The sequence below is a fragment of the Proteiniphilum sp. LBM24028 genome (assembly GCF_056629195.1).
The window spans coordinates 485,549-501,246 of sequence record NZ_CM152817.1; the positions used below are offsets into that span (position 1 = coordinate 485,549).

The 15,698-nt window shown below is 50.3% G+C and carries 8 protein-coding genes and 1 pseudogene; 2 read left to right on the top strand and 7 right to left on the bottom strand.

Going from position 1 to position 15,698, the window contains the following annotated elements:
* Positions 1–426 precede the first annotated feature (426 nt).
* Positions 427–1,146 (top strand): SGNH/GDSL hydrolase family protein, encoded by a 720-nt coding sequence (locus AC1HCU_RS01870; protein WP_480368341.1) that lies wholly within the window; start codon positions 427–429, stop codon positions 1,144–1,146.
* A 187-nt stretch (positions 1,147–1,333) separates the two neighbouring features.
* On the opposite strand, the pseudogene AC1HCU_RS01875 reads toward AC1HCU_RS01870, so the two are convergent.
* The 3 genes and pseudogenes from AC1HCU_RS01875 to AC1HCU_RS01885 form a co-directional block, all read right to left on the bottom strand.
* A pseudogene (locus AC1HCU_RS01875) lies at positions 1,334–1,474 on the bottom strand (hypothetical protein); the annotation flags it as partial.
* Complete coding sequence (locus AC1HCU_RS01880) at positions 1,475–1,609, bottom strand: hypothetical protein (protein ID WP_480368343.1); 135 nt, start codon at positions 1,607–1,609, stop codon at positions 1,475–1,477.
* 50 nt (positions 1,610–1,659) lie between these two features.
* Positions 1,660–2,934, bottom strand: a complete 1,275-nt coding sequence (locus tag AC1HCU_RS01885; protein WP_480368346.1) for a fimbrillin family protein — start codon at positions 2,932–2,934, stop codon at positions 1,660–1,662.
* Between the two features lie 289 nt (positions 2,935–3,223).
* On the opposite strand from AC1HCU_RS01885, the gene ilvD reads away from it, so the two are divergent.
* A complete protein-coding gene (gene ilvD / locus AC1HCU_RS01890) occupies positions 3,224–4,906 on the top strand; it encodes a dihydroxy-acid dehydratase (RefSeq protein WP_480368348.1) in 1,683 nt (560 codons plus the stop codon).
* Between the two features lie 32 nt (positions 4,907–4,938).
* Here the strand turns inward: ilvD and AC1HCU_RS01895 are convergent, their stop codons facing one another.
* The 4 genes from AC1HCU_RS01895 to AC1HCU_RS01910 all read right to left on the bottom strand — a co-directional run bounded on the left by AC1HCU_RS01895 (position 4,939) and on the right by AC1HCU_RS01910 (position 15,686).
* Positions 4,939–7,665, bottom strand: a complete 2,727-nt coding sequence (locus tag AC1HCU_RS01895; RefSeq protein ID WP_480368351.1) for an alpha-L-rhamnosidase — start codon at positions 7,663–7,665, stop codon at positions 4,939–4,941.
* A gap of 101 nt (positions 7,666–7,766) precedes the next feature.
* A complete protein-coding gene (locus AC1HCU_RS01900) occupies positions 7,767–10,565 on the bottom strand; it encodes a family 78 glycoside hydrolase catalytic domain (RefSeq protein ID WP_480368354.1) in 2,799 nt (932 codons plus the stop codon).
* Between the two features lie 36 nt (positions 10,566–10,601).
* Positions 10,602–13,370 carry an alpha-L-rhamnosidase gene (locus AC1HCU_RS01905; RefSeq protein WP_480368356.1) on the bottom strand — a complete coding sequence of 923 codons (2,769 nt, stop codon included), beginning with the start codon at positions 13,368–13,370 and terminating at the stop codon, positions 10,602–10,604.
* Between the two features lie 39 nt (positions 13,371–13,409).
* Positions 13,410–15,686, bottom strand: a complete 2,277-nt coding sequence (locus AC1HCU_RS01910; protein ID WP_480368359.1) for an alpha-L-rhamnosidase-related protein — start codon at positions 15,684–15,686, stop codon at positions 13,410–13,412.
* Between the last annotated feature and the right edge of the window lie 12 nt (positions 15,687–15,698).

Sequence of the window (15,698 nt, forward strand, 5' to 3'; positions counted from 1 at the left end):
AACCTGACCTGACAGAATGTTAAGAGACTATTTTAGTTTTTTTAGGGTTACTTATCGACCAATCGAGCGAAAAAACCGATGAACAGTGGCTTCAAAATAGATTTTTATAACTAATTTTGACGATTCAGCTTGATCAGTGAAACGAGCACTATAATCATTTATATTACAAAAACATGATTAAGGCGAGTTCCATGTGATACCTTTGAAAGTAAATAATGAATATTTTCATACGATTATTTTATTTTTTTCTTGTTGGTGTATGGAACTCGCAAATAATCATATTCTTGCGTGTAACGGTTTTGACTACGTCGATTACTTCGTAATTCATGCTCGTTTCATTAAGTAAGTGCAGAACATATTTATTTGTTTTGCCGAATTATGTTATCATGAGAAAAAGTATGAATAAAACAATTAACTTTAGTAAATATGAAAAAAATATTTCTGCTGCTTGCATCGATTATGTGTTGGATAACTATAACTGAAGCCCAGGATTGGGCAAATCTTAATCGTTTCAGGGACGATAACGAAAAGTTAGGCCCTGCCAGAATGTGCGATGACAGGGTAGTGTTTATGGGAAATTCCATTACCCAGGGATGGATAGAGCGTGTTCCCGAATTTTTTGCCGGACGAAACTACATTAACCGGGGTATTGGTGGACAGACTACTCCGCAAATGTTGCTTCGTTTCAGACAGGATGTAGTGAAACTCTTTCCAAAGGTGGTTGTGATTCTTGCCGGTACAAATGATATCGCAGGCAATACTGGCCCCTCCACCCTGGAGATGATTGAGGATAATATTCACTCTATGGCAGAGCTGGCACAGGCTCACGGTATACAGGTTGTAATCTGCTCTGTTCTTCCGGCATACGACTATCCATGGCGTACCGGGCTGGAGCCTGCGCCGAAGATTGTGGAATTGAACAAACGCCTTAAGCAGTATGCCGATACACACGGAGTGGTCTATTGCGATTTCTTTACCGCCATGGCAGACGAGCGTGATGGCCTTCCCAAGGAACTATCTGAAGACGGTGTCCATCCCAACCTTGCCGGTTATGCCGTCATGGGCCCCATCGTGGAGCATGCCATCGCAAGGGCGCTTTTGATGTGGAAAGCGCCTAACCCGGCACCGGCGAAAACTTTTCAATGATTTGCGATCAGAATTTGAAAAGATGCGTGGCACTTTTCATGATTCGCTAACAAGTGTATTTACCTCGTCCACGATATTTTCTGCCCGTTGCTTACGAAGACCGGCTTTATCTGCAACATTTATTGCGTTATTATTCTTGATTACGTAAATAGTCAAAAATATTGATATTTGCAACGAGTAAAATATATTAACCGGCTGAAAAGATGTTCCTGTACGAGAGGTTCTCGACGATTGCGGGGAACCCGTTCAGCAGAAATATATTCCGGTCGTTGGCGAATTTCAAAATTCCGCGCACGTTGTTCGGATGCAGTTTCCCGATCTCATCCATTTAATTTTCCTTTTTTATTTTCTTTGGCTTACAGGCATGTCTTTCCTTCTTCACCGTGGCATCGCACTTCTTACAGGTGAACTGTGCTCCTTCTTTCACGATCAGTTTTTTATTTTTGCAGGCTGTTTTACTCATTTTTGCCGGTTTATAAGCAAACAGCCGTAAGGAACATTTTGTTTACACTTTTAGTCCATAAACAGGTAAGCATCTACATTTTTCATTCCTGCCACGGAATAATAAGTGGCCAGATCACCCCGGATATAGACATGCCTGCTGATGTTTGCCGGGTTATCCACGATGTTCAGGGCGTTTTTAATTGAGGTCAAGGTGAAATTCACCGGGATCATGTTGCTGATCACTGTCTCGTTCATGTTGTCAGCCAGGGCGATATTGGTTTTCACCTGCCCGGTGGTGTCGGTGACAAACTTATTGATGGAGCTGTTAAAGGCTCCCACAATATATCCTTTCACCCAGACATCATTTTTTCCCTGTGCCTCCATAGCCTGCGCTACGGTATAGGGATGACTGATCGACCCTTTTATTGCGGGAGGAGCGCTCTCGGTACGGTCGGCAGTGACCGTTTCGGAAGGCGGTGTAGTCCAGGGTGTAATACTTCCCGGTTCAATGACGGCTCTCTCTTCTTCGGTGTAGAGGGTGACATTCAGGTTGTGCAGGGTAGATGATGCCAATGGATTTGCTGTGATATTCGGAGGCAGTACCGAGTGGTAGACCTGTTCGTTGTCGCCGACCACAAACCACAATTTACTATCCGACAGGTCGCTCCCCGGTAACAGAATGGCCTCTGCCACGGTGCCGTCACTGCTGATAGCCAAGGCGATGTCTTCGGTTTCCGGAAAACTTGCAAGGGTGCCGTCCACCAGGTTAAATGAAGCTTTGGTGGGCACGTTGGTAAGGATAACCGAGAGCTCACTCAAGTCGATATTTCTGTAATGAGCAATCTGCAGTACAATCTTGGAAAGCTGGTGGGAGAAAATCATGTTCACGTTGGGATTGGTCATGTTTTTGGTTTTCACATTGTCTGCATACATGAGGTCGAGAGCAGCCTGTTTCGATTGTACCGTGAGATCTATTGAAAAGATAAAGTCGGTTAACGCTTCCCGATAGGGATAGTAGGCGATAAAATCGACATTCGAACCGTTAAATGGCAGATAAATTGTCTGCGACTCGTTTCTGGGTGTAAAAATACCGGTTTCATCATATCGATAATGCACGTTCTTAGCAAGGGCTGTGCTGCCGAGGGGCATACCCGACTTGATCATATAAATGCCAATACCGTCGCCTTTCTCCCATGTGGAGCCCGAAAGACGCGTCTTCACCCTTTCAATTTCTGCTGTCACCTTGATGCTCTTACTTGCCCGAGCAGGGTCAATAGTTTCTCCTTCGCACGCTAAAAAGAGGAGACAAATCAGCGGCAAAATGAAAAAAATATGTTTCATCATGCTAATAATTAGTTGATTAAAATAAAAATAAAGAAAAAATTTTCCCGATGGTTCTGCCTGGCCTGTGCAGAATGTTTGCCTTCATTACGCGCGTTGCATGCCGATATATTTCGCCTAAATTACCAATCCTCACCAATTACAAGGTGTAGTTAACCACTTTCTGCAAAATTTGGCGATTAAAAGTTAAGAAACAACCTATTTAATATAAAGTAATCAAAAAAAGCAGATTATTTCGTTAATTTATATCGATTATAAATAATATCTTCCGGAAATATGTTTATTTCACGCGATGAAAGATTTAAACAGCTATTCAAGGACAATTACCCAGGATCCCACACAACCTGCTGCGCAGGCCCAATTCTATGCATTGGGCCTGAGTGAGGGGGATCTGAAAAAAGCGCAGGTGGGCATCGTGAGCATGGGTTACGATGGAAATCCCTGTAACATGCATCTGAACAGCCTGGCCCTGGAGATCAAGAAAGGAGTATGGAAGTATGACCTGGCCGGGTTTATCTTTCACACCATCGGTGTGAGTGATGGTATGAGCAACGGAACGGATGGTATGCGTTATTCACTGGTAAGTCGTGAAGTGATTGCCGACTCGATTGAAACAGTCTGTGGCGCGCAATACTACGATGCGCTGATTGCCGTGCCGGGGTGCGACAAGAATATGCCGGGTTCATTGATTGCCATGGGACGTCTGAACCGGCCGGCCATCATGGTATATGGCGGCACCATTGCCCCGGGGCATTACAAGGGGGAGGATCTGAATATTGTTTCCGCTTTTGAGGCATTGGGTCGGAAGATTGCCGGGAAGCTCGACGAGAAGGATTTTAAGGAGATTGTGAAGCGAAGTTGTCCGGGACCGGGCGCCTGCGGTGGCATGTACACAGCCAACACCATGGCCGCCGCCATCGAGGCCATGGGGATGAGCCTACCCTTCAGTAGCAGCAATCCTGCCATCAGCAAGGAGAAGAGGCAGGAGTGTCTGGACGCCGGAAAATATATCCGTTTGCTATTGGAAAGAGATATCAAGCCAAGAGATATCATGACCCGCAAAGCATTTGAGAATGCCATCACCCTTGTAATTGCCCTGGGAGGAAGCACCAATGCCGTACTGCACCTGCTGGCCATGGCACGCGCTGTGGAAGTGGAACTGACACTGGATGATTTCCAGTCTTTTAGCGACAGGGTGCCGCTGATGGCCGATTTCAAGCCGAGTGGCAAATATCTGATGGAAGATCTGCACAAAAAGGATGGGGTACCGGCGGTGATGAAATATTTGTTGCAGAAGGGGATGTTGCATGGGGAATGTATGACGGTGACCGGAGAAACTATCGCAGAGAATCTGGCGAACATTCCCGATCTCGATTTTGAAGAGCAGGATATCATCCATCCGTTGGAGAAGCCGCTAAAGCCTACCGGTCACCTGCAGATCCTTTACGGCAACCTGGCCGAGCGGGGGAGTGTAGCCAAGATCAGCGGCAAGGAAGGGGAACGGTTCGAAGGGCCTGCCCGTGTGTTTGATGGGGAGAAAGACCTTATTGCCGGAATTGCGAATGGTCGTGTCAGAGCGGGTGACGTGGTGGTAATAAAAAATGAAGGACCTCGGGGGGCTCCCGGTATGCCGGAGATGCTCAAGCCCACTTCTGCCATCATTGGCGCCGGGCTGGGCAACTCGGTCGCTCTGATCACCGACGGCCGTTTCAGTGGCGGCACCCATGGGTTTGTGGTGGGACACATTACCCCGGAGGCATTTGAAGGGGGATTGATCGGTCTGGTGGAGGACGATGATCTGATCGTGATCGATGCGGTGAATAACAGCATTGATGTGAAAATACCGGATGAAGTGATTGCACGGCGACGTTCTTCCTGGATACAGCCTCCGCTGCGCGTAACAAAAGGCATCCTCTACAAGTATGCCAAACTGGTAAAGGATGCCTCACAGGGTTGTGTCACCGACGAGGATTGAAAAATCAGGAATCAGGAATCAGGAATCAGGAATCAGGAATTTCCCGTTAAGCGGTATGTTCCCGAACCCAATTCAATCTCAATGCCGGTATCGGTCTGGTTGACGCTTCTCACGCCTTCGCCTTCCGGTGTGGCGATGTGCATTTCCCGGGGCAGTCGGACAATGGCTGATGTGTTGGCGGGGATTGATATCTCCCAGTCAAAGCTATCGCCTGTTTTAGACCATTCACTTCTTATCTCTCCATACACGGAGTCATAGGATGCTTTCACATGCGATAGTCCTTCCGGGAAATGGGGTTCCATCAACAGCTTCTTGTAAGCCACAGTGCCCGGATAGTTTTTAATGCCGGCCAGATCTTCGTAATACCAGATCAGCAGATCGCCCAGTAGCATCACATGGTTCGCCGAGTTCATGGCAGGATCGGCCGTGTCTCCGTTCCAGAGTTCCCAGATGGTGGTGGCGCCTTTTTCAATCATGTAGCCCCAGCTGGGGTAGGTGGTGTTGGTGGCAATCTTGTAAGCAAGGTCCACGTTGCCGTGTTGGGTGAGTCCCCGCATCAGCTGCTGGATGCCTAGCACACCTGTGCTGACGTGGCCGCCGAAATCGACCTCTGTCTTCTGCACGATGTTCTCAAAGAGCGCTGCCTTTGATTCTTCCGGCGCCAGGCCAAGCTGCAACGAGAGAATGTTGGCGGTGACGGTATTGTTGTCGTACCTTGCAGAATCAGCATTGAAATAGGTGCGGTTGTAGGCATCCCTGATTTTTCCGGCCAGCTCAAGAAATCCCGGTACGTCTTCACGATTGTTGGTGAGTTCAGCAAATTCAACCATGAGGTTCAGCAGGCTGTAATACATGGTGGTGCTCAATACGGGTCCCGCCGTTTTCCGTGAGGGATCGGCCGAATGGATCAGCTCCTGCCGTTCGGGAGGCATGCACCAGTCGCCATACGTATCTTTGGTGATGATGTAATCCTGCATCGATACCTGCTGAATACGTTCCAGGTAATGCTTCATGGAAGCATAGTGCCGGAATATGGGTGCCGTGTCGCCATACTGTTGCCACAACATCTTTGCTCCGTAGAACCAGGCTGCCGGCCAGGTCACGTCATCGTTGTAGATGGTCCAGTAGCGGGGTGACACCACCGAGACGCTTCCTTCGGGACTTTGAGAATCTTCGATATCCTGCAACCATTTGGCATAGAGATGTGCATTGTTGAATACAAATGCTTCACCGAAGCAGCCCGTTGCACGGTCGCCCAGCCACCCCTGCCGCTCGTCGCGCTGGGGGCAGTCGGTGGGCATTCCCCTGTAGTTTCCCCGGATGCCCCAATAGGCATTTTTAAATGTCCGGTTGATAATTTCATTGTTTGTCTCGAAACTTCCGGTCGTTTCCATTTGGTCGTAAATGACCCTGCCGGTGAAGTTTTGCAACGCCGGCTTTTCTACCAGTCCGGTGATCTCCACGAAGCGGAATCCGTGGTAAACGAACGAGGGCTCCCAGCTGAATAGGCCATCCACGGAGGGAATATACCGGTCGGTCACCTTGGCACTGCGTATGTTGGCGAGGTAGAGGGTGCTGTCGGGGTTCAGCAGTTCGGCAAAACGAAAAGTCACAGGTTGATCCTTTTTCCCTTTTAGGTTTGTCATCCGCAGCCAGCCCACCATGTTCTGTCCCATGTCGAGAATATATCTGCCGTCGGCAAGTTCGGTGATCCCTGCGGGAGCAATCTCTTCCATAACCCTGATATTGGGATTGGGCTGGGCGGTGAGTTCGCCCCCCGGTTCGGCCATCAGATCTACCGGCTGCCACAGGCTGTCGTCGAATCCTGCCCTGTTCCATTCTTTTATTTCCAGTCGTGCATCATACTCCTCCCCGTCGAACTCGTTGTTGGCAATGATGGGACCTTTGGAGGTCACCTTCCAGGATGCATCGCTCACGATGAGGTCCGATGTACCGTCGCCATATTCCAGTTCCAGCTGTGCCAGCAGACGGGGGAGCCCGAACAATTGTGTGGGCGACTCTCTCATGCCGAAATAGCGACCGTTGCCCAGCTTCACGGCCAGCAGGTTATCGCCTTTTCTTGCCAGCGATGTGACATCGTACACGTTGTAGTAGACCCTTTCAGGATACCAGGAGACTGTGGGCGCAAAAACGTCGTCCGATACCTTGTCCCCGTTCAGGTAGGCTTCGTAGCTGCCCAGCCCCGAAATGTAGAGCATGGCCCGTTTTACCTGTCTTCCGGCAGTGAAAGGTTTGCGCAGGTAACGGGCAGCCAGTCGTGTATTTCCCTTCATTGTTTCTTCCGGGTTGGAGAGCGAGTCTTCTCCAATCCATCGGGCCTGCCACTCGGCCTTATCAAGCAGGGCCATGTTCCAGTGTCCGGTATTGCTCCAGGCTGTCTCTCCCTTGTTGGTGGTCACCTTCACCCGCCAGAAGTAGGATTTACGCGATAGAAGCTTCTCGCCGGCATAGGGGATAAGCACCGACAGATCGCTTTCAACGACACCGGAGTCCCACAGCAGGTTCTGTTCCTTCTTCAGGTCATTTTCAGAAGATGCAACCTGAATTTGATAGCTTAGCTGCACCACATCGGACAAGGCCGATCTGATTTGCCACGAGAAACGGGGGTGGGTGGCTGCCACACCCTGCGGATTTTCCTGCATCTCCACGTTTAAGGAGACTACTTCTGTTTGTGCTTTCCCGCATCCGGCCATCAGAGCGACAGACAGGAGACCGATTAGTAAGTAGATGTTCTTCATACGATTCTTTTCTTGTTTAGATTGTATTTCCTTGAGAATGCTGAATTTTCGTGATTGAATAAATTGGGTAAGACAAAAATATGTTGTGAGAAAAGCAGTTTTCAGTTTGTAAATTGATAAGTCCCTGCCTCGATCTCAAACAAAATGTATCCTTCCTTTTTATCCTTCCGCCTTGACAGGCCGGAATCCTCCTTTACCTCTTTACCTGCTTCATCGGGAAACCACACCGTAGCGCGACAGTTGGGAGGAACGGTCACCTCCAGTGTTAATCTTCCCTTTGTGCGTTTCCATGAGGAGCGGATCAGGCCCGTCGGTGAGTCGAAATCGGCACGTGCCCACGAGACCTGCGATTCGGTCAGCCGGGGTATCCTGATATGCACATTCCGGTAACCCGGAGCCCCGGCATCCTTGCGTATACCTGCCACTCCGTCGATGTACCATGCGCCGGGATAGAGATAGGAACTGTGCAGGAGGGAATGGCCCGGAAGATCTTTCTCCCACATCTCCCAGATGGTGGTGGCACCATGCTCCCGCATATAACCCCAACCCGGATAGGTTGTTTGTGATGCCATGGAGTATATCAGGTCATCACGACCCTCCTCACGCAGCACCTTAAAAAGCATGGCACCACCGGTTATACCCACATCGATATGTCCCTTCCGGTGGACAAGGATCTCTTTTTCCAGTCTCTTCATGACATGGATACGCTCTGCCGGCGGCATGATATCGCCGTAAAGTGCAGCAGCCAGACTTCGCATGGTTCCATCGGCATAATTATGATCATCGGGGAGGTAATATTTTGTGTGGATCGCCTTAGCAGCTGCTTCCGCCTGGTGTTGCCATTTTTGCGCCTCCACGGTTTTGCCGGTCAGGGTGGCGATCCGTGCCGCTGTTTTCAGGTTATGGACCCAATAACAATTATTAAAAAAGAGGTTCTCTTCGGAATAATTATTCATCCCCGCGGCTGTCGCTCCCGGCCAGAGCCAGTCTCCCAGGAAATCCCACTTCCCGCCGTATCGCTTCAGCATATTGTTTTCAACATGTGTGTCCAGAAAAGACAGCCAACTTCTGATCATTTCGAAATTCCCTTTCAGCACCTCCGTGTCGCCGTGATATTGGTAGATAAACCAGGGGAGGGTGACCACGATGCCACCCCAGGCGGGACCCCCGCCCCCGTGATAGGTGGGAGCCGTCTGCGGCAGGATGCCTCCGCCCAGGTAGCGGCCGCTGCCTTCCTGCTTGCGTGCCCAGTCCGGATTGTTCATGTTGCCAACCATTGGCTCGGTACCCTGCACATCGCGCCAGTCTTCCAGCCATTTGCTGTAAAAGGCGCCAAGTTTATAGTTTAGCAGCCCCGTTTCGGAGGTGGCGTGCGCGTCGCCTCCGTAGCCGAATCGTTCCCGCTGGGGACAGTCTACGATATATCCACCGAGCGACAAATTCTCAAAGGTCCATTTTACAGTATTGTAAATCCAGTTCTGCAATGAATCGGAACAGGCAAAGGTGGTTGCATCTCCAAAACCGGTTCGTACCATCCACCCTTTGATATCCTCCTTCCGGGGAGGAGATGAAGCGCCCTTGATGGTGATCCACCGGCCCGACATGTAGTTGAACCGGTTCTGAAAGAGACCTTCCCCCGAGGTGCCCATTACATAGGCACTCTGCAGATTGAAGGTCATCTCCTCCTGTGCTCGTTCAGAGAACGAAAAACGGATCGTATCCCCGGGATTACCCTTCACCCGGATCTCCGTTACTCCGGCGAAATTAACGCCCATATCGATCCTGTAGGAGCCGTCGGGGCGACTTTCTATGTCGACCGGTTTAATTTCATCAATCATCCGGTTGGTTTCGACTTGTTGAGCCGACAATGCGAGAGCGGGTGTAAAAACATGGACATGTTCCCATGTACGATCGTCGTAGCCGGCCAGATTCCATCCCTTCACCTCCTTGCGGGCATCCCAGATCTCACCGCCGTAACCTCCCACACCAAAACCCCAGTTGCCGGTCAGCTTATTGGGACTCGGATAAGTTTTCCAGCTTTCATCGGTTGTAATACGTCTCGATTTTTTCCCTTTTTCATCAAAGAGATCGGCCTGCGCAATCACAATGGGCGCACGTGGCTTGTCGGCGGTGGCGTAGGGGGCATAAATGGACCAGGAGGTCCCCAGCCACAATGCAATGACATTGTTTCCCTGCTCCAGTGCCGGAGCGATTTCATAGGCAATATAGCGGGCCCGTTTGGTATGATCGGTGACGGCAGGAGCAAGCAGGTGATCGCCCATTTTCTGCCCGTTCACATACACCTCGTGATACCCCACCGATGCTACGAAGAGGGTGGCTTTGGAAGGCTTCTCATCCAGGTCGAATGTCTTCCGGAACCAGGGGTCCTGCATCTTATTGCCTCCTTCTGCCGGGTCATAAGCTTCTCCCGTGCCGATCCACTTCGCCGTCCACTCTTGCCGGGTAAACAGGCCGGTACTCCACTCGGCTACCTCACCGAGACCGGATTCGTTTCCCCTTTCATCTTTTACCGACACCTTCCAGAAGTATCGGCGATCAGACTGCAACGGTTTACCGTTGTATTTGATCAGCTGCATGGCATCCGACGGCACCCAGCCTGAGTCCCACATGTCGCCCCTGTGGCTGTCGAGTTGCTGCCGTGAACCGGCGACCAGAATCCTGTAGGCTGTTTGCCGCTGTCCATGGGCAGCCTCGTCTGCAGCCTGCAGCTTCCAGCTAAAACGGGGTTGCTTCACATCCAGCCCGGAAGGGTTCGCCAGATATTCACAGGTGAGTTGTACCGGTGCAATGCTACAGTCGCAACCGCTACCTTGCGCATACGCACCAAGCGTAACGGTAATGATCAGCAGAGGCAGGATACTTTTACTCCGTATTTTCATCGTTTGTCTTTCAAGAGTTGATGGATGTTGCAATTTTTAAACGCGAGTTCTGATTATAAATGTATAAAATCCGGCTGACAGTTCCACTATGTTATTTTCTCTCTTATCTTTCTTTACTTTCCTCTTCTCTTTCGGGTCGATTTCTGTATTTTCCGGAAGATAAAGTGTTGCACTGCTGTTTGCCGGAACAACCACCTCGTAGATTATCCGATCATTTTCCCATTTCCAGTTTGATTTGATCAGTCCATAGGGTGATTTGTATTCTGCGCTGAAATGTTCCAGGTCTTTCTCAAAATGGGGATGCAGGATAATGTGCTTGAAGCCGGGCTTTTCCGTGTCGGGATAGATGCCACCCAGCCCCTTGAAGAACCATGCGCCGATCTCACCGAACATCATGTGGTTATCCGAGATATCCCGTGCCGCATCCAGATTCCAGTTCTCGAGCAGCGTGGTGGCCCCGTTCATAATCCACCAGCCCCAGGAGGGATAGGTGTCCTGCACCGCCACCTTATATGCCACATGGGGGTATCCGTTTTCGCTCAGCGCGTTCAGGAGTGCCTTGGCACCCAACACCCCCACGTCGAGGTGAAAACCGGCCTCTTCCACCTTCGCTGCCAGGTTTGCAGCCACCCTGGCTTTCATGTCTTCCGGCACCACCTTCCACTGTAACGGCACACTCAACTCGGTCTGCGTTCCATTTGCGTAGATTCCCGTCTCACGGTTCAGGAATTTCCCGTTGATTGCATTTCTGATCTTTTTTGCCAGTGCCGAATAATGCAGGTGATCGGCTTCCTTTCCGAAGAGCTTTGCTGCCCGGGCCAGGATGGTGGCATCCACAAAAAAGTAGACAGAAGAGGTCAGCTCCAGGTTTGAGTGAGACTTTACCGGTACCCAGTCGCCCCGTCCCCAGGAGGTGAGTCCCTGAGGACTGATGCGATCCACATAATCCACATAGCGCCGGATGTGATCGTAACTGTCGGCAAGCAGTTTGCTGTCGCCATAGAAACGATATATTTCCCAGGGAATGATGGCAATGGTGCTTGTCCAGTCCAGTCCGTTGGCCGTACCATAACCCCATCCGCCAGTGGGGATGATATCGGGAAGTACTCCGTTGGGTTGTTGTTCGTCCCTGTGGTCGGCCAGCCATTTCTCATAGACGGTGATCCCGTCGAAATTATAGAGGGCGGTCTCTATGGCAAAATGGCCGTCACCGGTCCAGCCGTTCTTTTCCCGCTGCGGGCAGTCGGTGGGGTACCCCATCAGATTCGAGAGGTAGGCATTGTTTGTGGCTCGCCATAATTTGTTTATCAGTTCACTGGAGGTCTCAATCTTTCCAATCGGTGGTACATCGCTGTGCATGAAGTAGGCCGTCAGGCTTTGTTCATCCAGTTCGACAGGTTCACTGCCCGTTACTTCCACGTAACGGAATCCCTTGTAGTTGAATCGGGCCATGAACGCATCCTCTCCCTTCCCGCTCAATGTCAGGATATCTGTCTGGAAAGGATCCTTCTCTTTATCCCCGCGGTAATAGACATCGATATTGGATAAATCGAGGCGGTCATTTTCATCCAACCGTTCCCCGTGTCTGATCCGGAGTTGAGTGCCCTCTTTTCCGGAAACCTTTATTCGGGTCACGCCCGCCATATTCTGACCAAAGTCGTAAAGGTAAGTTCGCTCATCGATCTTTCTGAAGGAGACAGCCGGTAGGGTGCGCACATTGCGAATGGGCCGCAACTGTTGTGCGGTGATGTTTTGTGAGGGAACCGCGCGCAGTGCCACTCCCTGCCAGGCGGTATCATCGAACCCCGGCTTGTTCCAGTCCTCCTGTTCCAGCCTGGCATCGTAATGTTCTCCCGTGTAAATGCTGTTGAAGATGATCGGGCCGTCGGCTTTCTTCCAGCTCAGGTCGGAGGGGATGGTCTCCACGCTTCCATCGGTATAGGTGATGCGCAAGTCGAGACAAAACGCGGGCCGGTTTCGCCAGGGAGCGTTGTCGAAGTTCCATACCGCCAGCGACTGGTGGTTGTACCAGCCATTGCCCAGGATCACACCCACGGCATTCTCTCCCTGCTGCAATTGCGTGGTCACATCGTGGGTGACATAGAGGTTTCTTCTGTCGAAACGGGTGTACATCGGATCAAGACGCTGGTTGCCGATCTTCTCCCCGTTGACATGGAGTTCATACAATCCGGCTGCGGCAATATAGACCCGTGCCGAGGCAATCGCCTTGCGCGCCTCGAATTGTTTGCGGAAATAGGGTGCCGGCTTGTGATGGATATCCCGGCCGTCGCTGATCCAGCTGCCCTGCCAGTTAGCGGCATGCATCATTCCCGTCTCGAAGGAGTGCACGGCGGAGGTGCTTGTATGATCCTTCTCATTCCAGATGATCACCATCCAGTAATATTTGGTAAAGGGCTTGAGTGTGGTACCCGCATAATGAACCAGCTGTCTGTCTGAATAGATCCGACCGGTGTCCCAGAGATCGCTACTGTCTACCATATCTTCCTTTCTCTCCCTTTCTTTTCCGCTTACTCTGTTTCCTGAATACTGTGTAAAGTGACCCAGGGCGACGAGTTGCAGGGAGTCGGTGCAGACAAGCAGCCTGTATGCTTTCTGTGCGCCACTCCTTTTCTTGTCTTCCATTCTCCAGCTTAGCCTGGGAGTGGCGTTATCGATCCCCAACGGATTTTCAAGGTGATCGGTTTGGAGATCAACAGGCTTGAAGGAAGCTTTTGCATCCAAATTGTGGCCGTTCACGAAAACAGTGAGGAGTAATAATATGATGAAGATTGATGTCCTGTTCATTCTCTTGTAGTTATGTGCGGACTATTGAGATGATAGATCTCATCGTTCCACGGTGAAAATCCATTTTCCTGAACCTACATTTTCGATTACCGAAAAATTACCCTTCCGCAGGTATTGTGTAGACTGTTTGTTCATTTGTACATTTTGCTTTTTGGAAAAGAAGGGGAGATACAAATCGGCAGTGGTGTTGGCCGGAATGTGTACTTCGAGCTGAAACGATTGTCCCGGATCATGGGTAAAACTGACCGATACGTCACCCCGTATGGTGGGGTGCTTTATCTCTGCAAATTCCAGTGAACCGGGCTGCGGCCTGATTCTGATTTTCCCGAATCCCGGTTCAAGCGGTTCGATTCCCATGAGTTTTCGGGGAATGATGTTGGCAGGTACTGCACCCCAGGCATGATTCCAATCCTGATTGGGCTTGTATTTGTTATCCCATGCTTCCATGGTGATGGTGGAGCCACTGCGGATCATGTTATACCAGCTTCTTTCTCCGGTGGAGGTAAGCAACTGTAAACCGTAACCGGCATCGTGAGCGTTGTAGACGGCATCGAGCAGAAACTGTGCGCCGTATACACTGCAGGCCATTCCGCGCGACCGGATAAACCCGAGTACGGACTCTACGTTCTTTGCTTCCACAAGGCCGAAAGCAAGGGGAAACATATTGGCGTGCAATGACGCATGTGACGTGCCGATACCATCTACATAATAACCTCTTCCTTTATCGAACAATTCATCATTAAAAACCCGCTTTAATCTTGCGGCCTGTTTTAGGTACATTGTATGATCGTCGTCTTTCCCTAGGAGTTTTGCAATCTGAGCCATCAACGTAAGTGCCCTGTAATGAAATGCATTCACCACGGTGTTGATATCGGTAAAGACAAATCCGTCGGTTTCCCCTCCCTCTTCCTTTTCCAGCCCGAGAATACCGGTGTGGGGCCAGTCGACGATATCCCGCAATTGACCGTCAAAATAAATCGATTTCAATACTTCCGGTGTTACCTTGCCGGTACGGGTACTGATGAACCCCTTTTTATCCGCCAGGGAAGAGAGTGTTTTTGCTTTCAGGTCGTCGTAAAAATATGAAAGGGAGCGACTGTCGCCGGTGTAAAAATAATCTTCCCAGGCCATCAGCACTGATTGCAGGATCCATTCCGTGGGCCAGGTAGGTTTGTGAATCAAATACTCGTGGGTGTATCGCGCCATGTTGTATTCGCGTGTCACGCAATAGTGAGAAAGTTGATTGATCAGTGCGTCAGCTTCATAGGGAATACGCTCCCTGTCGCCGTCGACATATACACCCAGAAAAGAGGTGGCCTTGATGGAATATTTGCTGATCTCCCATACCCGGTTTAGAATCGTGTCGGAGCTGTGAAAGTAGGATTCCGCCTCGTTGAATGGATAGAATGCCGTTTCTCTGACAACATCCTTTTCCTGTAGTGGATGTTTGTAATTCTCTATTTCACAGTAACGGAACGGAGTCACTTCCCCGATATATTCGGGAACCAAAATCGACTGGGGTCCAGTGTTTCGGGCATCGGGGGGTATGGTGACAATATATGTGTTTCTGCCTTTCTCCGGTACAAGGGTGTAGCGGGAGTAGCGGATGGTTCCTCCCGGATTGCGGTCTACCCTGCCATCACGCACTGCTTCACCCAGATGAATGACCACCGTATCGGTACCCCTCTCGGAAAAGAGATTGATCCGTATTCTTCCAAAGGCCGCTTTCCCGAAGTCTGCAAAATACATACCTTCCAGATTGGAGATCTTCCACGGGTATTCATCCCGCTTTTGAACGGGATAGCGGTCGGTGGCATACGCTGCGGATGTGTCTGATGTTTTGAATGCTGATACATCGGAATAGGATGACTCCTTGCCGTGATTGTCCCAGATTTTTACTTTCCAGTAACAGACTGTTCCTGGTTTAAACGGCTTTCCCTTGTAGGTGATGTTTGTCGAGTGGCTGCTGGCAATTTTTCCGCTGTTCCATAAATTGGCAGAATCTGCTGACAATTTTTGCCTGTTATCGGCAACCAGTATCTGATATGCAGTTTGAATCGTGTTGCTTGTTTCCCCTGGAACGATCCACCCAAAAAGGGGATTCCGGGTGGTTATTTCGGTAAACTGAAACGTTTCATTACGCAGGAGCGCCCCTTCGGGTGTCAGATTGACCGGATATCCGTTCAGGAACACTTTCCCGGGTGATGTCAGCAGGTTAACAGTCAGTCCTGTCGGTGCAGGCTGGTTCTGGGCGGTAGCTCCCTTACAGAAGCAAAGGAACAGGGTGATCAGGAAAGTAATCTTTGTAGCATTCATGTTGTTACGGAG